This is a genomic window from Mesorhizobium sp. CA13 (assembly GCF_020165235.1).
In the GTDB taxonomy this organism is placed as follows: domain Bacteria; phylum Pseudomonadota; class Alphaproteobacteria; order Rhizobiales; family Rhizobiaceae; genus Mesorhizobium.
In genome coordinates this window covers 1-21,024 of record NZ_JAIUHS010000024.1, presented here as the reverse complement: position 1 = coordinate 21,024, position 21,024 = coordinate 1, and the positions used below count along the sequence as shown (strand labels likewise).

Here is a 21,024-nt window from a genome sequence, read left to right as displayed (position 1 = left end):
AATATGAAGGCATTTTTTGCATATCCGTCGTCCGAACGCGACGTGATTGACGCAATCGGGTCTGCCAAACAGGCGCTAAGTCAGTCGCGCCGGGACCTTGAGATCACGCTTTGGCAGGAAAATGATATTTCTGGCAGGCCATTAACGGATCCAATATTTGAGGCGATTTCCGATGCAGACATGCTGTTCGCCGACGTGACGATAATGAACTTCAACGTTACGTTCGAGATTGCTTATGCTATCGGCCTCGGAAAGCGCGTGCATCTGGTTCGCGACCAGAACATCGCTCGCGAGACCTCGCTGATAACGAAGATCGGCATCTTCGACACCTTGGGCTTTACAACCTACTCGGAAGGCCAAGGCTTGGCCCGGATTCTTCATGGCGCGACACCGGACAATCCCTTACCCCTCCGGGTCGAGCCGAACAAAAAGGCACCGGTTTACATCCTGAACACTCCGACATCGAACGCTCCGATGCTGGCGATCGGGGCGCGGGTCAAGAAATCTCGCTTAGGTTTCCGGAGTTTCATACCGCAAGAGGAAATCAGGATGTCGGCCAGCAAGGCCGTGGTCGACATCTCGGCCTGCATCGGGGCCATTGTGCCGTTGTTGCCGTCTACCTTCGTCGATGCCGACGTCCACAACATACGCGCAGCTTTTATAGCCGGTCTGGCATTCGGGCTGGGTAAAGTCACCCTGATCCTCCAGCCGCCGGACGGACCTGCGCCGCTTGACGTGCGCGACATGGTAAAGACGTTCTCCCAAGCCGAAGATATCGCCGAGCTCATCAATGAATTTGCGCTCGATGTGACTGAGCGAATGCAAGCAGATGATCCACTTGCCGTTCCAAAAGGCACTTTTCTATCGGAGCTGTCGATAGGCGATGCCATTGCAGAGAACGAATTCCAGACCTTGGCCCGATATTACCTAAGGACGGATCAATATGGCCGAGCTTCCCGTGGCGAGGTCAACCTCGTGGTCGGGCGAAAAGGAGCCGGAAAGACCGCGCTATTCTCCCAGCTTCGAAACGAGAAGCGCGCCAAGGTCCAGAACATTGTTGTCGACCTGAAGCCGGAGGGCTACCAGCTCATCCGGCTCAAGGAGGACGTTTTGGATTACCTGGCTGAGGGCGCCCGAACCCATCTAATCACTGCATTGTTCGAGTACGTTCTCTACCTGGAGATTTGCTACAAGGTCCTCGAGAAGGACAAGACCAAATATATGCGAGACGGCAAGCTCTACGAGCCATATCTGGCCCTGCAAAAGGCCTACGAGTCAGGCGACGCCGGCGAGGGGGATTTTTCGGAACGGCTGCAGTCATTGTCCAGGGCGCTGGTAGATAGTTTCAAGCGCACGTATGGTCAGTCTGACCGGGAGCAACGGCTGACCTCGGTCCAGGTTACGGAGCTCGTTTACAAACATAACATCAAAGACGTGCGCGACGCGCTCTCGGCATATCTCGAGTTCAAGGACAGCGTATGGGTGCTATTCGACAATCTAGACAAGGGTTGGTCGGCACACGGGCTTAACGACGAAGACGTCACAATCCTCCGAGCTTTGATTGACGCTGCGCGTAAGATGCAGCGCCAAATGCAATCGGACGAGCACGACTTCCACTGCGTTGTTTTCGTGCGGAACGACGTTTACCAGCTCCTTGTCGAGGGTTCCGCCGATTATGGCAAGGAAAGCCGCGCGGTGCTCGATTGGACCGAGCCAGATGTCCTGCGCGAGATGTTGCGCCGACGGCTTATCTCCGGCCTTTTTCCGCCCAAAACCCCGTTCGAGAAGGTTTGGTCGAGTGTCGCCATCAGCCACTACAAGGGCGAGGAGACATCAAGCTATCTGATTGAGAGGTCGCTGATGCGGCCACGCAATCTCATCAAGCTTATCGGCCATTGCCGCGGTTTCGCCGTCGGGCTTGGGCACGAAAAGATCGAGCAGGAAGATATTGCAAAGGGCCTCAGAAGCTATTCGCTGGACCTTATCACCGACGCCGATCAAGAACTTACCGATATTATCGGAACGGATACCACCCTAATTTACCATTTTATTGGCGAAGGGGAGAGTTTCAGCCGAGATCAGCTTGAGAAGATCATCCTTGGGGCCGATATCGCTCCTTACCGCGTTGAAAGTGTAATTGAATTTCTTCTTTATTACGGATTCATCGGAATCCATCACGTCGAGAGAACCACATATATATTTGACGTCAATTACGACATGAAGCATCTGAGGGTGTTAGAGAAAAAGGCGGGTGCGAATGTAACTTATATGCTTAGCCCGGCATTTCACCCCGGTTTGAATTAGGATTCGTTTTCTACCCGGTTACAGGAATGTGGATGGAGGCCTCCGCTGGGGCGGTCATCCGCGTCCCACCTTCAGCGGCGCTATGCTGACGCTCCTTAGGCCGCCCTGTTGAACGGGTCTCGGCGTCAGGAGGTGGCTCCGGAAATGAAATGGATTTATCCGACTGACGGACATTCATCGCCTCCGCTTTGTACGCCCTCCTTGGCGATGGCCGCATTCGCGGCGTGGTTTTCGCCGGCACGGATGCGCCTGGCGGCACGATCTCCTGAGTGACGGGAAGACAGGGGCGCGGGCCTCTATCCTCAGCAAGCTGCCGCTTCGCTTTGTGGAGACCTAAGAAACCCCTCCGCCCCGGGGGCAGGCGTTCGACTTGACGACAATCCCAAATTAGTGTCCAGAGAAAGCCAAGGACGACCATATGAATCCACAAAATTATGTGGGGTAAAAGTGGGTAATCTCTAAACAAATAGGGATTTGTATTTTATTTCAGTAGCTTGCTGTGCCCTTCCCGAGAGATGGGTGACAGTTCATTCCGGATAGATGGGTTACACTTTCGGCCCTTTGCAAGGAGAGCAAGGTGCCTTGGCAGGAGTGTAACGTCATGGAAGAGCGGCTGAAGTTCATCGCCCGGCTGCTGGACGGCGAGAAGATGGCCGTGCTTTGCCGCGAGTTCGCTATCTCACGCAAGACCGGCTACAAGATCCTCACGCGCTACAACGACAGCGGCCTGGAAGGGCTGACGGATCGGTCGCGCCGGCCCTACCGCCACGCCAATCAGCTTCCGTTTCAAATCGAGAAGCTGATTGTGCGCCTGAAGCAGGACAAGCCGACTTGGGGTGCGCCGAAGATACGCGAGCGGCTGGCCCGGCTGTATCCGGACGTGCACCGGCCCGCGATCTCGACGGTGCATGCGGTGCTCGACCGGCACGGCCTGGTCGAGCATCGCAGGCGACGGCGCAACAGGGCGACGGGAACACCGCTTTCAAACGGCTATCGCCCCAACGATCTTTGGTGCGCCGACTACAAGGGCGAGTTCATGCTTGCCGATCGGCGCTATTGCTATCCGCTGACGATCACCGACTTCGCCAGTCGCTACCTCATCGCCTGCGAGGCGCTGTCGACCACCAAGGAAGCCTATGCCTTCACCGTGTTCGAAAGCGTTTTCAAGGAGTTCGGCCTGCCCAGCGCGATCGGGACCGACAATGGCGTTCCCTCGCCAGCCCCAATGCGCTGTTCAACCTCAGCAAGCTGTCGGTCTGGTGGCTGCGCCTGGGCATCGACATCGAGCGCATCAAGCCGGGCTGCCCGCAGCAGAACGGACGCCATGAGCGCATGCACCTCACCCTAAAGAAAGAAACCACCAAACCGGCAGGCGCCAATTTCCTTCAGCAGCAGGCCAGGTTCGACGACTTCATCGACGAGTTCAATTCAGAACGGCCGCATCAGGCGCTCGGGATGGACCGTCCAGCCGAGCGCTATCAACCTTCAACGCGGCCCTATGCCGGCCTGCCAGAGCTCGACTATCCGTTTCACGACAAGGCCGTCACCGTCACCACATGCGACCGCATCTGCTACAATCGCAGGAAGATCAACCTCAGCCTGCTCTTCGCCGGCCAGACCGTCGGCATCAAACAGGTCGAGGACCATATCTGGCTGGCCAGCTTCATGGACTATGATCTGGGATATTTCGACGATGAGACATGCAGGCTCGAACCACTCCAAAACCCCTTCGGGCCAAAAGTGTTACCCATGTCTCCGGTATAAACCGTAACCTATGTGTTCGGAACGGACCCTGCGGCAACTGGCGGAGAGAGCGGGAAACGAAGAGTGCAAATTAAATCTAATAGTTTCAAATGGTTATGACGACCAACCGCTATTGTTTTGTAGCAGATTGCGGGGCTAGATTTGTAGCAAGGCAACTTTGAAAAGGGCCTTCTCCACACCCTCCCACCAAAGCTGGAAACGTTTTTGTTGCACTCAGGGTTGATCATCTGTCTTTCTCGTGAAATGTGCGCAACGATTCTAGCTTCAGCCAAATGGCTCACATTTTCAGGCATGCCCTTAACAACGCTTGCCGCCCTCATGCTGGCAGTGAAAGGGAGCGAGCTCTATCATTGGCTGCAGCGAAAAGAGGTGACGAACGCCCTAGATACTCTGCGCAAGCTCGCCGCAAAACATGAGCGTCTGGATGCTGCCACGACGGTTCCTTCCATGCTTGAAGGTTCGGAAGTTGTCACAGAGAGGCTAAATTCGAAGCGCAAAGGCGGGCTATTCGGGTTGTCGATGGCGAGGCGACCTTGGATCGCCACACACGATAAACTTCGCAAGGATATGCGTTTACCTTTCCAGTCTATTGAGCGACCAAAAGGCATGGTCAGATTAAACTTGGTTGAAGCTAGTTTTAGCGATATCGCGGAAGCGCTGGAAATATCCATCGCCGGAACAGCGTTGTCGGAAGGCGGCTACGTAAAAGCTGCTGTGCTCATATTCCTGGCCGGTTCATTCCTACAGTTGATCGCTGGCATCCCATGGTGTTGAGCGGCCTCATTGGCAATAAACTGTTGAACGTAAGAGGAACATCGGGGATTCCCAACGACAGCAGTGGTAGCCTGTCACTGACGATTCACTTGGGCGGGAAGACCGATGTCAGTTTTGGTGCATGGAAGCATATTTGCCGAGCACAATATTGAATTAATGAATGAGGACGATGTTGCCGGTGAACTAGTTCGACCACTTTGTCGGGCGCTAGGCTATCGGCAGGGCGGCGAGTTTGCAAATCTGCGAAGTCAAATACCGCTGCAATATGATCGTGCCTTGAACCGCCCCGGGTTTTCCGGAGGCCGTTTCGGTTGAGTCACGCGGCTATGGCTGGTTCATCCAACATGGCGTAGTAGCGTTCCTCGGCTTCGGCCGGCGGGATGTTGCCGATGGGCTCCAGCAGCCGGCGATTGTTGAACCAGTCGACCCATTCGAGCGTGGCGAACTCGACGGCCTCGAATGAGCGCCAGGGTCCGCGTCGATGGATCACCTCGGCCTTGTAAAGACCGTTGATCGTTTCGGCGAGAGCATTGTCGTAAGAGTCGCCGACACTGCCCACCGAAGGTTCGACGCCGGCCTCCGCCAGGCGCTCGGTGTATCTGATGGAGACGTATTGGGCGGATTCAAGCGATCGTCGCAACACCGATTGTGTTCACTCATGGCAGCAACTCGTCAAGCGCTTCTGCCGGCGTTTTCCAACCCAGGGTCTTTCTCGGCCGGGCATTGAGGGCCGCTGCCACGGCGGCGATCTCGTCGGCGCTGTGAATGCTCAGGTCGGTGCCTTTCGGGAAGTACTGACGCAGCAGCCCATTGGTGTTCTCGTTGGTGCCGCGTTGCCATGGGCTTTGCGGATCGCAGAAGTAGACCCGGACACCCGCATCGATCGTGAGACGATCGTGCTGGGCCATTTCGGCTCCCTGATCCCAGGTCAGCGAACGGCGTAGCTCTTCGGGCAAGGTGATGATGGTGCGCGTAATCGCGTCACGCACGGCCTCAGCTCCATGTCCCGCGAGCGCAGGTCCGTTCTTCGTGCGCGGAGCTTCGCCATGCCCCACGAGCCGGGGAAGATGCAGTAGCATCGTGAAGCGCGTCGTGCGCTCGACCAACGTGCCGATCGCCGAGCTGCCAAGACCGAGGATGAGGTCTCCCTCCCAATGTCCCGGCACCGCTCGATCGGCCGCTTCGGCGGGACGCTGACTGATCATGATCTCCGGTGAGACAAAGCCCTTGCCTCGCCTTACGTACGCGCGCCCTGGGGACCCGTAATACACGTCCTGTTCGCAAGCAGGCCGTCAGCTCGCGGCGCAGCACTCCACGGCCCTGAACGAAGAGGGCCTGATAGATGGCTTCGTGGCTGATGCGCATCGTCTTGTCGTCCGGGAAGTCGATCGGCAAGCGTCGGGCAATCTGCTCCGGGCTCCAGGCCCTGGCCCATCGCCGATCCTTTCGCGGGCCATGCCGGCGGCCCTTCCACGTAACGGTGGGACCATGAACGAGAGCGCCGCTCGGGGCCACGACAACGCCAGCAAGTCTCTCCTCCACATAAGTGCGCAAGGTTGCGTTGAACGCAAGCTTGGTCGGCTTGGGCCGACGGGCCGATCGATCCGCATGCCACTGAGCAGTCGTCGCCCGATACTCCAACCCGCCGCTGCGGGTGGCCGCGTTGCGCCGCAGTTCACGGGAAATTGTCGAGGCGGACCGACCGAGCCGGCGCCCAATCTCCTGCATGGAATGGCCCTGTACCCTGAGAAGTGCGATCTCTTCGCGCTCCACCAATGACAGGTACCGCCCAGAGAGCGGCTTCGCCGAGGATCTGAACATCGCTGGTGGCATACCGCCCGCCTTTCGGAACCATCTGGTTCCTACAGGCTGCGACACTCCGGCTTCGAGCGCAGCATCTTCGCTGCCCAGCCCCGCGGCGATCGCCCGCCAGAATCTAATCTGTTCATCGCGCCCCGCCACAGGCGGCCGTCCTGGTGAAGGCAATGGCGCTCGTCCAGACCGTGCCGATCGCCGCTTTCGAATGCTCATCGCAACCTCCAACTTCAGAGTGTTGCGACGACCGCTTGAATCCGCCTTGGCTGCCCTGGTCGCTGTGATGGATGAGCCCGCCTCCCTGCACGGGCCGCCGATCATGGAGAGCCTGTTCCAGAGCGTCCAGAACGAAGCTGGCATGCGCCGTCCGGCTCACCCGCCAGCCGACGATCCTTCGCGCATAGGTGTCGATGACAAAGGCGACATAGACGAAGCCCGTCCAGGTCGCGACGTAGGTGAAGTCGGAGACCCACAGCATGTTCGGCGCCGGGGCATGGAACTGGCGATTGACGTGATCGAGAGGGCATGGTGCCGCCTTGTCGCTCACCGTGGTGCGGATCGGCTTGCCGCGGATGATGCCTTCGAGGCCCATGGCCTTCATCAGGCGGGCAACCGTGCAGCGGGCGACATCGAAGCCCTCGCGTTGCAACTGCCGCCAGATCTTGCGAACGCCGTAGACGCGGAAGTTAGCCTCGAACACGCGTCGGACCTCATCCTTCAAAGCCTCATCCCGCTTCACCCGAGCCGACAGCCGGGAGGGATCGATGCGCTTGGCGACATGGTCGTGGTAGGTCGACGGGGCGATCGGCAGCACCTTGCAGATCGGCTCGACCCCATGCGCCTCGCGGTGATCGTCGATGAACGCGATCATGGCTTGAACCGGCGGTCGAGCTCCGCCTGGGCAAAATACGCGGAAGCCTTGCGAAGGATCTCGTTGGCCTGGCGAAGCTCGCGGTTCTCGCGTTCCAAAGCCTTGAGTTTCGTCGCCACATCCGTAGGCACACCGGCTCGCACGCCACTGTCGCGCTCGGCCTTCTTCACCCACTCATGCAGCGTCTGCGCCGTGCAGCCGATCTTGGCGGCGATCGACGAGACCGCCGCCCACCGCGAGGCATGCTCGCCTTCGTGATCCAGAACCAGCCGCACCGCACGGGCTCGGACCTCGGGAGAGAACTTGTTGGTCGTCTTGCTTGTCATGGCTCCACCTTCTCAGGAGTTGGAGCCTCCGATCAACCCGGGGCGGTTCACACCCTCGCTGCGTCTTGTCTAAGGTTCCTGCCGCCCTCTGCGATTCAAATTAAATCGAATTGCTTGGTTTGATCTCCCAACAGTCACCCGTTTCACGGACTCTCAAAATAGGCCTGGCACCGAGCGCCGCTGGCTCGCAGATTGTGCGGTATAGTAGAGCGGCAACCTTGAGCCCACTTAAAAAATCGGTCTGACTTATGTCGCAAAAAACAGGCAACGGGCCGGTATCTAACGCGTCAACGGATGCCAACCACGGAATCGGAGCTCCATTTCGCTCTTCGGTCTTCTGAATCAGACCAACACAACCGTCAGGCACATAAACACCAAGGGACTCGCAATAATCTGACATCGCCTCAACTACGACTACGATTGCCACGTCGCTTCTCCCGGAAGCCAAACTTTCGTTTGCGCAGCTAAGAGCAGATATCAAACCATGGACGCCGCCAGGAACTCCAAAAGCTGTCCCCTTAAGCTTCAGCGCGGAAAAAACACTTGTCGCAACAGCGCTTGGCAACGTATTCGGGAGCCAGAATGGATCGAGAACCGCTCCGTCGTCTTCCAAAATAGCTGCCTCAAACCGGTAGGAAACCTCCTGCGGCGCAGAGCTACTACTAACAAATAGACTAATCCGTCGCTGCAAAAGACTTTGATCTATCGCCGCACATGCGATTAATGCAATCCAGGCCGCCGATGAGTGAGACTTTGGACGCGAAAGGCCTAGTTCCCTCGCCTTAACAAGCAATCGATCGCGATCGAACGACCTCTTCTTAGCAGGAGAAAATGCGTCTCCGGAAGCAACAAAATCCCACCCGGCCGGTTTTGACCTGGTGTCACTCGAAAATATCACTTCGTCAGTGCAGCTTGGAAAATACAAAAGTCCATCGAGAGCTGCCATTTTTTACCCAACCTTGCGAAGTACAACGCTCGCATTTATGCCGCCGAACCCCATCGCCACGCACAAACCAGTCGAAAAGTTCGATTGTGCCGGAGAGTCAAACGCAATATTCATCTGGGGGAATGCCGGTCCATCGACTCGTTTTACAGCTGGCAAAAAACCCGTTCTCAAAGTGTGACAAGCGGACGCCAGATTGAAGCCTGCGGACGCGCCCATCGTATGTCCTAAGCGCCCCTTCAATGAAGTTCCGACGGGGGCCAACCCGTCCATCGGCCAAAGGACTGAACTGACATATGCCTCGGTGCTATCGTTTCTCTTCGTTCCGGTTCCATGCCAGTAGACAAAGTCGATATTACCGGCAGATATGGTACTTAGGGCCAAGCTCGTTTGGACGACATCGAGCATGGTGATCTTCTTAGGCAGCCTGCCAAAATAGCCGCGCTGATAGATTTCGAGGCTTCGCGAAAGCACTGACTGCATCTCGTAATAGGACAGATATGGATTCTTGCTTCTGTCCTGCGTAAACTCGCGAGCATCGTAGGCGACAAACTGGAACCCGGTGCCATCGGGGTCAAACACCTGACTGCAGCAGGTGCTGTATTCCGTGCCGGAAGCGAGCCGCTTAAGGGCGTAGCTAATGCCAATAAATGCCTCATTTGGGTTCAACCCCGTGAGTTTCCATGGAACCCCGCCTGCCTTGGCGTAGATGGCGACGCTTAGGCCCCACATCACATTTGACCGGCAGGTGCGGTCAAAACTTGCCTGCCGCAGGATCTGCACCGGGATGTTAGAGGGCGCGCAAAACGCCTTCAGATAGTCGTGGAAATCAAAGCCCTCATCCTCGAAGCATGCAGCCCAGGACGACGGAAGGTAAATCAGCGTGACGTCAAAGCGCGACCGGACAGGACGAAGCTGCGCGATGCATTGGAAGAGGCCGCGGGCAAGAGCGCGCTTATCCTGCCTTTGAGCGTGACCGTCGAGCTCATCCGGGAATGCGAAGACAAGATCGTCATCCACTGGCGCAATCGGAACCCGGAAGACTTTCTCAAACCCGGGATAGTCGGGATAATATGCAGGCACCTCGCGTGTCTTCGCGCCATTACCCAGCTCTGCTACAAGCCCGCGCAGCTGACCCATTTTCCCGCCCGGCGCGAGCAACGCGAAGCGGACCGACGTTGGGGTGCCGTATTTCAAGCCGTATGGCCCGTGGTCGATCAGCCCCCGCAGCGGATGTTTGTCGAGCCCGCCCTGCGCGAACATCAGGTCCGGCTCGGGAATCGTCGTGTATCCTGGGAGCTCACTGCTATTCGCCGTCATGATGCCAGCCTGCGCGTGTATGCCGTTCGCGGCTGAAGGCTGAAGACCGGCGTTTCGAGGTTCGTGCCACCTTCATAAGGGGCGACCGTGAAAGCTGTCTTGCGATCATGATCGCCAAGAAGCACCGATAGCCAACCATCGAGGATGTCATTGTAGAGTTTGTTGAATCGGTCCCCGCGCCGTTTATCGAGAAAGCCTGCGGCTAGCGGGCGGGCTCGGGTTGGCCAAATCCAGATCTCCGGGTCGAGCAGGAGCCAGTTTCTCCCATCTAGCGTCTGAATCGAAACGCGAACGGATTCCGCCCAGAAAACCTTTTCCGGTTGCGGATTCCCCTCGTCAACAAGCGTGAACAGCCCAGCAATCTGTCCGGTCGTCCTTCCAACGACGCTTTGCAACGGAGCAAGTGCCGATTGATTGGCGCTGTGCGCATCCGCGATCAAGCTCGAGCCCGATTTGTTCGTTCGGGTTAGCAACGGCCTTCCGCGTGCTAGCGCCCGGCAGACAGCCTCTTCAAGGAACTGCTTCAGGTAGAGGTGATTGCTCATATCGGCAATCTGGGACGAAATATCGTGAGGGGACACGGACACGACATCCGGAAAGTGAGCGCGGATGAGTGCTTCTTCGCCCCAGCACAATGTCGTGTCGGACTTGGTGAACATCAGCCTGCCTTCATTCTCGCTCGCCGCAGAACGCAGGTCGCTCCACTCCTTTGGGCCTTTGAACTCGACCGCCTGGCATTCCTTCGGCAAGCTGATCGGCAGCGCATTCATTCTTACGATTTGCCCTCTGCCGGGAGCGGGCAAAGGAATGTTGACGCTCGCGCGATGAGTCTTTTGAACCCTCGCGTTGATCTCGGGCTCTTTTCCATCCATGTTGCGCCATAGACGCAACATTAAGGCATCGAAGGTATCGACTTCGACGAACGATGCCTTTAGCCCGACGCGAGCCGCCTCTTCGAGCAAGCGGTCGATGGCTGCCAGGACAGGCGCGTTTTTCATGCCCGTCCAATAAAGACCGTGAGGAAACTGATTCGGCGTTGCCAATGCGGAATGAAGCAGCGACATGACGCTCGCATCGCGCCCGCTATAACCCGAGACAATGAGACCAAAGCGATTTGCCGCATTCAGCAGGGCTTTGGACAAATCGTCATTTTGAGAGGCGAGGTCGCTGCGCAGATTCTTGATGCTGTCATAGCGAAAGTCGCCGTGCAGCTTGCAGTAAAATGGAAACTCTTCGTTGCTGACGGCGCTGTTTGCCGATGCAGCTCCTTCGAGATGATAGGCCGATAGTGATTTGCCGCTTACTTCCGCGACAGCCCGTTCAACGACGCTATCGAAATTGGTGGTGAAGACAGCTCGGGTGCGCCCTGTTGCTAGAAGCGCTCCGAGGACCCGATTGCCAACGGAAAGCGTAACCTTGTCTTCCGAAAGAATGCCCCTCAGATACTGGCGCTGGCGCTCTTTATCCTCTCCGAAAATATTCTCGAAATACCTCGTGTATTCTGTCGGGTCGCCCTCAGGCGGGAAGCCTTTCGATTCCAAATAACTCTGGATGCGTGTCCTTATCGCTCCTAGTTGGACGTCCTGCCGGGATATCTCCTGATTCTCTTCGCGGCAATATTGCCGTCGCTTCAAGTCCCAGATGATGTCCCAAGCTGTGGGCAGCCCGGCCACTGCGGATGTTCCTGCTCCGATGAACCAGGCAAATTGCTGGGGCTTTGTTCAAAAAATGCTCGAGAGCTCATATTGGTCGGTCATATCTGCTCTTTCTGGCGGAGCGATTCGCCAGCCGCGTGCCTAAATAATAAACAGAACAGAAAAGATAGGCGCTGTCGCGCAGGCCAGGTGGAGCGCACAGGCAATCCACAACCAAGAACTCCGCCTCCTTCTGAAGGAACGCCAGAATATCCGGCAGTACTTTCACCTACTGGGCTTCGCGCGCCGGAGCCCACACTTGGGGGCAGGAAGTGGACCCCGCAGGCTAGGCGGTCGCTACTGGTGGCTTCACCTTCTTCTTGCTCGCCTCGTAGGCCTTTCTGCGACGCCGCTTGGACTCGCCAATGCGCCAGGTCTTGGATTTTACGATATCGCAGTAGGCCTCGAATGACTGTATCGCAGCAGGCTCCAAATCCTTGCTGGCATAGAACTCCTCTATCCGCTCGGGCAGGACCTCCGTGCTGCCGTTCTCAAGCGAACAGTTGAAGATGTCGATCTGCTCGGCGGGTTCGCGCGTCTTGTCCGTGTTCAGGACGAACCCGGCTTCCGCAACAGCGGCGACGAGGTCGCCGAACGCGGATTTCAGCTCAGCCTGGTCCGGGCCGGATAGGCACAGGTCATCCATATAGACGGACGGCGTGATGCTACCGGGCAAGGCGCGCAAGAAAGCGCCTATGGGACATTCGGCAAGGACTAGCGTTGCCAAAATAGGAGACTGTACGAAGCCATAGGGCAGGACGTAGCCGCCGCCCTCAAACGGGTTCTTGACTGTGGACCACTTCGCATAATACTCCGATTTGGAGACGCCGATGCCTTTCAGGATGCGTTTCACGCGGTTGCGTTTGACGCTGTAGAAGAAGCGACTGATGTCGACCCGGCAGAAGAATTTGTTCTTCCTGTGTCGGTGGAGGGCAGCGACATGCGAGCCCTCCTTGAAATGGTAGATGAATCTGTCGAAGCTGTATTTTGCGTTGATTTTACGCTTGAGCCTCTTGCCCAATTCCGAGCTGAACGCGTTCGGAACGTAGATGGGTTTTCCGTTCTTCCAGTAGGAATGCCGGAAGTGCAGCCTAACGCCGAAGTCATCCGCGAGATATTGATGATGTCGCGGCAATTCAATGGTATAGGGCCAGGGTATGTCGAACTTTTATTAAGGACGGGACCGATGGTTTTAGTCGTGGGCCGCCAGCTACTTCGGGTAGCGCCTGACTTCAGGGTATACCCTGAAATGCGCCAATGGCCGCCACGCACATTAGGCCGGTCGTTCGCAGCGCACAGGTTGCCGCCGGCAACGGACACATTCGCCTTGGCGAGATAGGTTGCGACGGCATTTCTTAAGAGAAGCGGCGCCCGTGCTGGCTTCTTGCCAGTCGTACTCGCTCCTTTCCTTACACAGCGGTTCTGATCATCGCTATAGAGAGTTTCACAGCCAAGAAATCGTTTAAACGTCCATTTCTTCGTCGGCCGTTGGCAACATGGATAGTCCAAGTTCCTTCAGGAACGCGTTGTGCTTCGCTATTGACTCTCGGATCTGCTTCTCGGCTTCGACCAACTCGTCATGCGTGGCCGACAGATCAACTACGATCTCCTCTTCGGCTGTGCTGATGTAGCGGGCGATATTGAGGTTGTAGCCTTCCTCGGCGATCCGTTCCATACCGATGCGCTTGGAGTACCGATCCTCTTCCGTGCGGAATTGGTAGGTGTTGATGATCTTTGCGATGTGTTGCTCTGTGAGCTGGTCCTGGCGTTTGCCTTTCACGAAGTGCTCGGCGGCATTTATGAAAAGTACGTCGTCCGGCTTCTTGCACTTCTTAAGTACGAGGATGCAGACGGGGATACCGGTGGAGTAGAACAGGTTGGCGGGTAGGCCTATGACGGTGTCAATATACCCGCTTTTAAGAAGCTTGGTGCGGATGCGTTCTTCACCACCACCTCGGAAGAGCACGCCATGGGGCAGGATGATAGCCATCACTCCTTCGTCTTTCAGGAAGTGGAAGCCGTGCAGCAGGAAGGCGAAATCGGCGGCGGATTTCGGAGCGAGCCCGTAGTTTTTGAACCGCACGTCGTCGCCCATCGCTTCAGCTGGGTCCCATCGATAGCTGAAAGGCGGATTGGCGACGATAGCGTCGAAAGCCGGTTTCTTGGCGGGGTTTGGCTCGCGCAAAATATCCCAGTCGTTGTTCAGCGTGTCGCCGTGGTAAATTTCGAACTCCGTGTCCTTCACCCCGTGCAGCAGCATGTTCATGCGGGCGAGGTTGTAAGTGGTGATGTTCTTCTCCTGGCCGTAAATCTTGCCGATGCCATGAGGTCCCATGCGCTTGCGCACGTTGAGCAGAAGCGAGCCGGAGCCGCAGGCGAAATCGAGCACGCTGGCGAGACGGTCTTTCTTGCCGGTGGCAGGTTCCTGGCTGTCGAGCGTCACGATGGCGGAGAGGATGTGTGAAATCTGCTGCGGGGTGTAGAACTCGCCTGCCTTCTTGCCGGAACCAGCGGCAAACTGGCCAATCAGGTATTCGTAGGCATCGCCCAAGGTATCAGTCTCGGAGGAGAATTCCGCCAGCCCTTTGGCGATTTCCGAGATGATGGAGCAGAGCTTGGCATTGCGGTCTTCATACTTACGGCCGAGCTTGTCTGAACCGAGATTGATCTCGGAGAACAAGCCATTAAACGTGCTTTCGAACGATTCATTTTCGATGTATTTGAAACCCGCCTGCAACGTGTTGAGCAGTTCACCGTCCTGGGTACGGGCCATATTGGCGATGCTGTTCCAGAGGTGCGGCGGCTGAATGACGTAATGCACTTTGCGGCGCATCTGCTTCTCAAATTCGGGCACATCGTCCGGGTTCTCATCATACCAAGCTTGCAGAGGCGTGCTTGCGCCGGTCTTTAGCAATACGTCGATTGGAAAATCGGGATAATCCTTCCCCAGCTCCTTCTTTGCCGCCATCTCATAGTTGTCAGAGAGGTACCGAAGGAAAAGGAAGGACAGCATGTAATCGCGAAAATCGTCCGCGTTCATCGCTCCGCGCAGTTGGTCGGCAATGTTCCAGAGCGTCCTGCCCAGTTCTTTTTGGCTTTGGTCGTTCATGTGATTGGGTCCGCCTTGGATTTAGGTTGGGCCTTTTTCGCCACTCTTGCCACAGGCATTACGGATGCTGTCGAAGATGCCGTTGCAGGTGCAGTGGCAGCTGCGGGATTGTTCGGAAACAATGCCGGATTGAACGGATAGTCCTTGATGAAGCCGTAAAGGATGATGCGGAAGTAGTCCCTTGTCTCGTCGCCCATCTCAGTCGGCTCATAGAGAGAATATTTGCCGTGACTGAGGAGGTCGATGAATCGCTGATGGAGCACCCCGTCGGCGTCGTTCGAATCCTTTTTGATACAGGCGGAAAAGTGCCCGTAACCGTGGAAGACAGCAGTCTTTTCGAGAACAGACCTCAGCGCGTTGAAGTGGTGTGTGTAGATTTGGTCGCTCTTAGCCGCTTCATAAAGTTCCACCAGCGATGAAACGTGGTGGAAAAACGGCGTATCGGATCGCTGACGATACAACTTGTAACCAGTGCCGTTTCGATCCCGGTTAAGGCAATATTGGGGAAACTCCCGGGTGTTTAGAAGGTTCTTGATCTCATTGCTGAGCACATTGAAGAACAAGATATGGTGTGTGGAGATGACCGTCTTGAGCTTATTCGGTGTTTCGCGAAACAATTGCACGAGGTGGTTGGCTACCACTATGGCGTTGTGTTCATCCAGCGAAGAAATTGGGTCATCAATATAGATGTTCTTCACCCAGTTGTAGGGGCCGGTCCCGTCGTCATCCATTGCAAGCTGCACAATGGCGAGGAAGAAGCACCAGATGAAGATGTTCTCCTCGCCTCGTGAAATCTTGATGTTGTCCACCGTGGTGGTCGTCCCGCCGTTCAGCACCTCGCGGGAAAAGCGGACAATCCTTTCCTCTCTGACAACTCTTCCCTGGTCGTCTTTGACGGGCACGGTATCAAGTCTGAAGTCGAAGTCCGCATAACGCTGCAAGAGAGGGCGAATCCGGTTGTCCATCTCCAACTCGTCAAGACCCGCGAAGAAATTCGAAGACGGATGAAGGATCAAATAGCGATCCCTATCACCCGTGAGGTCGTTGTGCCATGAGAACAGGTCTTCCGTGAAGGCGTTGAAATAGAGAGTGTCGGCTTGTCCCGCTTGCTTGCCAATGTCCTTGAAGGCGGTACAGAGGCGGGTCTTACCTGTGCCGTTGTAGGCGTAGAGAAGAATGAACTTTTTGGCTACTTGGGGCGGCGGCGGTGCCAGTTCTGTGCGAAAATGCGTGGCCAAGGCGTTCAGGTCCACAAAGGGGGCGGCGCTCATGCTTCAACTTCCTCCGCGAAGGGGAAAAGCTGCTGCATTAGACCCTTCTTGTGGGCTTTGAGGGCGTCGAGCTTCTCAGTTTCGGTGGCGATGAGATCGTCGAGGGAGGTGAGGCAGTCGGCGATGCGTTGTTGTTCGGTCGGCCGAGGAAACGGAAGTTTTATACGCCCAAGTTGATTTAGAGACAGAACTGTCTGGGAAGTGCCCACACTATATTTACCGACCATTCTCCAAAAAGAAGAGAGGAGCTCGACGAAGAACTTGTTTGATCCATCTACGACGCGAAAGACAGGATAGTAAGTGCTAACTATACCAGTGATTCCCAATTTGTTCTCATTGAAGAAAAACCGACGATTATCGCTTCGACTCCGATAAGTGAGATAATTGGGTGGGATGATGTTAAAGCCAATGTTGTCGCGCTCGGTGATACGATCATTGTCATAGTAATCTCGCTGTCTCACTAAGCCACTTCGAGCGGATGTCATGACTTCAAATTCATCCTGGCTGGTCGATTTTTCCCGGAATTCCTCGATCACACTTTTCAGCAGAACTTCCTTCCACTCCTCGGCGTTCTGGAATTCGGGGAAGCGGAGGCGGGGTTGGCTTTCTCCTTCACGGGGGAAAAGCCGCTGCATAAGCCCTATTTTGTGGGTCTTGAGCGCATCCACTTTTCGGGCTTGGGCGGCAATCAGCACGTCCACCGAGGTCAGGCAGTCGGCGATTTTTTGTTGTTCGGCCATTCTTGGTAGGATTAGCGGAAGTCGGGCAATGTCCTCGTAATAAATACGAACCCGAACGCCGCCATCTCCTCCGTGCTTTACAAACTCTTGCCACGCCGTTGATCGTCGGAATTGATCCAGGAAAGTGGGGTGAAGTCCCGAATCCGCTTCATTGAGGCACCTGAAGACAATATAGTCAGGGCTTACCAGGATGTCGCTTTCGCCTTGCCATCTGGCTATCGATCCGATGTTGAGTCGCATGGGGTTGTATGCAAACCAATCTTTACGAACGAGTTTGTATCGAGCGATGTCCGATGAGATAATCCGTTCTTCCATCGGAACAATGCCATCCACCTTCGACACCCCCATCACCGCCGTTGCAGCGAGTGTTTCGCCATTGCGGGTCGTACTTTCGACCGTCACGTCTTTGAGTTCTACTTCGCGCATTGTCTGACCGCAAAACTCCGGAAAGCGTAACTTGGGCGTCAATGCGAGTTTGACATCATTTTTCATCGTCGTGGTTTTCGTCTTACTGCTCATAAGCGCTCAGTCCAGAGATTTCGCGCCCTTTGGCGCGTTTGATAAGCATAGGCAGAAGGTCAGCCATGAGATCGAGTTCCTTCACGCGGCGGGCTTTCCAGTTCAGGCCGAGTGGTTCCATCAGGTCGGTGAGCTGCTCGCCATCGAAGATCATGCGTTGCAGAATGCCGTCGACGAAGGTTTGTAGGGCAGAGGTGGTGATGCCATGTTTGTCCGCGATGTCGCCCAGTACCGCCGCTTCCTTTTCCGCTTTGAAACGCGTGTAGCCCTCGCGGATGGCTTTTTCGCTTAGGCCTTCACCCGCTTTCAAAGTGGCAATGTAGGCGGCGATGTCCTCGCTTTCGTTCATGAAGTTGGCATCGGACTGGATGAGGCCAACGAGTTGCTCGCGGCTCATCTTCTGCTTGCCCGGCGCCGCTTGAGAGAAGCGGGCGATGAGGCCCATGATGTAGTCGTAGTCAATGACGGCGGAAGCAAAGAGGACGAACTCGAAATCGAGCTGGTCCACCTCCGGGCTTGGCTTGTCCGTGCCCTTGCCCTGTTGGGCCTTGAGGCGTTGGGCGGTTTCCAAATAAGCACCGCGGAAGCCGAGTAGATTTTCCTTGGGCAGAATCTGCTCGATGGCGGCGGCGTTTTCGGCGGTGATGTCGGTGTATTGGTCGAGCTGGGTCTTGAGGCGTTGAACATCCTTGAAGCGCTCAATGAAAACGGCACGGGCGGCGTCCCCCTTGAGATTGGGGACGGCGTCTGGGGCGCAGTCGAGGCCCTGGGACTTCATGAAAGCGTCCAGCTTCTGCACGGCGACTTCCAGTTTCTGGATTACGACGGGGGCCTTGTCCACGAGCCAAATCTCGCGAGCTTGGTCGCGTGTGGTTTCCCCAGAGAAGAGGGCGATGGCAGCATCCACGGCGCCCTGCTGCTGGCGGAAATCGAGGATGTTGCCGTAGGGCTTGGTGGCATTGAGCACACGGTTGGTGCGCGAGAAGGCCTGTATCAAGCTGTGGTGGTTGAGTTTCTTGTCCACATAGAGCGTGTTCAGGTATTTGGAATCGAAGCCGGTGAGCAGCATGTCCACCACTATGGTGATGTCGATTTTCTGCGTGTGGGGGTGGTCAACATTGGGCCACTGCTGGTCTTTGATGCGCTTTTGCAGGTCCTGATAGTAAAGGTCGAACTGGCCGATGCTATGATTTGAGCCGTAGCGGTTGTTGTAGTCAATGAGTATGGCTTTGAGGGCTTCCTTCTTCTTCTCTGGCTCTACAGCGTTGTCCTCTTTCTCCTGCGGGAGATCTTCCTGTATCTGCTTCACATCGGGGTCGCCCTCTGCGGGCGGAGAAAAGACGCAAGCGATATTCAGCGGCTTGAAGTTGGGGTCGGTCTCTTGTTTTTCTGCCTGCAGCTTGATGAACAGGCCGTGGTATTCAATGGCGTCATTGATGGACGCGGTAGCGAGCAGGGCATTGAACCTGCGCCCGCCGGTGGCGGCATCGTGCTTCGCGAGGATTGCCTCGACAACGGCTTTCTTCGCAAGCGGTTCGCCCGGCTTGGGCAGCTTTTTGCCTTCCGGCTTGAAGAAATCAACATGGAATCGCAGAACGTTCGCGTCCTCGATGGCGTGCGTGATCGTGTACGCGTGGAGCTGCTTCTGGAAGAGCTCTTTGGTGGTCTGATATGAGGCTTCCTGGTCCTCTATCTTCACCCGGTTCGCGTTTTTCTCAAATATGGGAGTACCGGTAAAGCCGAAGAGTTGCGCGTGGGGGAAGAACTCCTTGATGGCTTTGTGGTTCTCTCCGAACTGGGAGCGGTGGCACTCATCGAAGATGAAGACGATGCGTTTGTCGCGAAGCGGCTCAAGCTGCTCCTTGTAGGTCTGTCTCCCGCCCTTTTTTTGCTGCTGGTTGCGCGTGCTGTTTTCATCTAGCGCGAGGCCGAGTTTCTGGATGGTGCAGACGATGACCTTGTCGGCGTAGTCGTCCGAGAGAAGACGACGCACGAGGGAGGCGGTATTGGTGTTTTCCTCGACGCAGCCTTCTTGGAATCTGTTGAACTCCTCCCGCGTCTGCCGGTCGAGGTCCTTGCGGTCCACGACGAAGAGGCATTTCTCAATATCTGGGTTGTCCTTGAGGAGGGTTGAGGCCTTGAAGGAGGTGAGCGTCTTGCCGCTGCCGGTGGTGTGCCAGATGTAGCCGTTGCCGCAGTTCTGGGCGATGCAGTCCACAATGGCCCTCACCGCATAGATTTGATAAGGCCGCATCATCAGGAGCTTCTGCTCGCTGACAACGAGCACCATATAGCGGCTGAGGGTCTGGCCGAGGGTGCATTTGACGAGGAAGTTCTCGGCGAAGCTATCGAGGTGGGTGACCTTTTTGTTGTCCACATCAGCGAATTCATAGACTGGCAGAAAGCGCTCTTCGGCATTGAAAGCGAAGTGGCGGGAATTGTTGTTCGCGAAATAGTAAGTGCGGTCGCGGTTGCTGACGATGAAGAGCTGGAGGAAGCAAAGAAGCGTCTTTGTATAGCCGTTCCCCGGGTCATTCTTGTAATCGACGATCTGCTCCATGGCCCGACGGGGGTTGATTCCGAGGGTTTTAAGCTCAATTTGAACGGCGGGGACGCCATTGATCAGGAGTATGACGTCGTAGCGGTGATGACTGTTATCCGTATTGATGCGCAACTGATTGACCACCTCGAAGGAGTTCTTGCACCAGTCCTTGATGTTGACGAGGGTGTAGTTTAGCGGCGTGCCGTCATCGCGGGTGAAGCTGTTACGCTCGCGCAGTATGCGGGCAGCGGCGAAGACATCGGGGGTGACGATCTCGTCGATTAGGCGGGCGAACTCAGAGTCGGTGAGACGGACGCGATTAAGCGCTTCGAACTTCTCACGGAAGTTCTGCTCCAGCGTGGCGCGGTCACGGATGTCCGCACGATATTCATACTTGAGGTGCTCAAGTTTCGTGACGAGTGCCTCTTCAAGGCTGCGTTCAGGTGTGTTCATAGTGAGGGTGTCACTCCACAGGCTCCAAAAGCGTGCACGCGCCCTTTAGGATTCGATACCTGTAGCGGTGATTTGACAGAAATGGGAGCCTACCGTTGGCCTGCCGACCGGCTTCTAGGAGGATACTTCGGGACGCCTCGTGACTGCCGCCAAGGCAACTTGGAATTTTGTAGCTCTTCAAATCAATAGGAGCTCAGTTTCGCAATTTCAACGGTCATGGTTAGGGTGACCTCGCCGTAGGTATCCGCAACTGTCCGTGCCGCCTGTCCCTGCACCGCGTCCAGAATTCGGGGTGGAATTCCGACCTCCATGCCAATTGTTTCGAAGTGATGATGCCAGCCATGATTGGGCGCGACGTTGGGATCTGGCACGAAGGTGCGCCCGAATTCGGCGAGCCGGTTTTTCAAGCCACGCAAAGCCCCTCGGACGTTTTCAGACCGATCAACATTCAAGAAGAGGTGACCGCTTGCAGCCTCTTGTACAAAAGCAGGAAATCCAAGGTCTGGCCTGCTGCCGGTTCCATGGACAGGCACTTAAGCTAACATCGCCGTTTCCTCGAACTCAACAGGGCTGAGGTAG

General features: G+C 56.1%; 11 protein-coding genes, 4 pseudogenes and 1 other annotated feature. Of the genes and pseudogenes, 3 read left to right on the top strand and 12 right to left on the bottom strand.

Annotated features, from left to right (window positions below):
• Nucleotides 1-3: 3 nt before the first annotated feature.
• The 3 genes and pseudogenes from LB566_RS29835 (at nucleotide 4) to LB566_RS29825 (ending at nucleotide 4,842) form a co-directional block, all read left to right on the top strand.
• Nucleotides 4-2,304: a P-loop ATPase, Sll1717 family gene (locus LB566_RS29835; protein ID WP_224629723.1), complete on the top strand. Its 2,301-nt coding sequence runs from the start codon at nucleotides 4-6 to the stop codon at nucleotides 2,302-2,304.
• 601 nt (nucleotides 2,305-2,905) lie between these two features.
• Nucleotides 2,906-4,068, top strand: a pseudogene (locus LB566_RS29830) (integrase core domain-containing protein).
• Nucleotides 4,069-4,275: 207 nt separating this feature from the next.
• The gene (locus LB566_RS29825; protein WP_224629721.1) at nucleotides 4,276-4,842 is read left to right on the top strand and encodes a hypothetical protein; all 567 of its coding nucleotides are present in this window, start codon (nucleotides 4,276-4,278) and stop codon (nucleotides 4,840-4,842) included.
• A 316-nt stretch (nucleotides 4,843-5,158) separates the two neighbouring features.
• Here the strand turns inward: LB566_RS29825 and LB566_RS30455 are convergent.
• From LB566_RS30455 to LB566_RS29765, 12 genes and pseudogenes are all read right to left on the bottom strand, one after another.
• A pseudogene (locus tag LB566_RS30455) lies at nucleotides 5,159-5,464 on the bottom strand (integrase core domain-containing protein); the annotation flags it as partial.
• A gap of 34 nt (nucleotides 5,465-5,498) precedes the next feature.
• A pseudogene (locus LB566_RS30450) lies at nucleotides 5,499-6,873 on the bottom strand (IS30 family transposase).
• Nucleotides 6,818-7,854 (bottom strand): annotated as a pseudogene (locus LB566_RS29810) (IS3 family transposase); the annotation flags it as partial. The pseudogenes LB566_RS29810 and LB566_RS30450, both read right to left, overlap by 56 nt.
• Nucleotides 7,454-7,570, bottom strand: a sequence feature (AL1L pseudoknot). Its footprint overlaps the pseudogene before it by 117 nt.
• A gap of 100 nt (nucleotides 7,855-7,954) precedes the next feature.
• Entirely contained in the window at nucleotides 7,955-8,800 is an 846-nt protein-coding gene (locus LB566_RS29805) for a hypothetical protein (protein ID WP_224629719.1), read from the bottom strand.
• Nucleotides 8,801-8,803: 3 nt separating this feature from the next.
• Nucleotides 8,804-10,117 carry a hypothetical protein gene (locus tag LB566_RS29800; RefSeq protein WP_224629717.1) on the bottom strand — a complete coding sequence of 438 codons (1,314 nt, stop codon included), beginning with the start codon at nucleotides 10,115-10,117 and terminating at the stop codon, nucleotides 8,804-8,806.
• The gene (locus LB566_RS29795) at nucleotides 10,114-11,790 is read right to left on the bottom strand and encodes an SIR2 family protein (RefSeq protein WP_224629715.1); all 1,677 of its coding nucleotides are present in this window, start codon (nucleotides 11,788-11,790) and stop codon (nucleotides 10,114-10,116) included. Before LB566_RS29795 ends, LB566_RS29800 begins: the two co-directional genes overlap by 4 nt.
• Before the next feature lie 307 nt (nucleotides 11,791-12,097).
• Nucleotides 12,098-12,946, bottom strand: coding sequence for a reverse transcriptase domain-containing protein (locus LB566_RS29790; protein WP_224629713.1), 849 nt, complete (start codon nucleotides 12,944-12,946; stop codon nucleotides 12,098-12,100).
• A 327-nt stretch (nucleotides 12,947-13,273) separates the two neighbouring features.
• Entirely contained in the window at nucleotides 13,274-14,920 is a 1,647-nt protein-coding gene (locus LB566_RS29785) for a type I restriction-modification system subunit M (RefSeq protein ID WP_224629712.1), read from the bottom strand.
• Entirely contained in the window at nucleotides 14,917-16,191 is a 1,275-nt protein-coding gene (locus tag LB566_RS29780) for an AAA family ATPase (protein WP_224629711.1), read from the bottom strand. Before LB566_RS29780 ends, LB566_RS29785 begins: the two co-directional genes overlap by 4 nt.
• The gene (locus tag LB566_RS29775) at nucleotides 16,188-17,450 is read right to left on the bottom strand and encodes a restriction endonuclease subunit S (protein ID WP_224629710.1); all 1,263 of its coding nucleotides are present in this window, start codon (nucleotides 17,448-17,450) and stop codon (nucleotides 16,188-16,190) included. The genes LB566_RS29780 and LB566_RS29775 overlap by 4 nt, the downstream gene beginning before the upstream one ends.
• Complete coding sequence (locus tag LB566_RS29770; protein WP_224629709.1) at nucleotides 17,440-20,445, bottom strand: type I restriction endonuclease subunit R; 3,006 nt, start codon at nucleotides 20,443-20,445, stop codon at nucleotides 17,440-17,442. The genes LB566_RS29775 and LB566_RS29770 overlap by 11 nt, the downstream gene beginning before the upstream one ends.
• Before the next feature lie 182 nt (nucleotides 20,446-20,627).
• Entirely contained in the window at nucleotides 20,628-20,852 is a 225-nt protein-coding gene (locus LB566_RS29765; protein WP_224629708.1) for a hypothetical protein, read from the bottom strand.
• Nucleotides 20,853-21,024 lie beyond the last annotated feature (172 nt).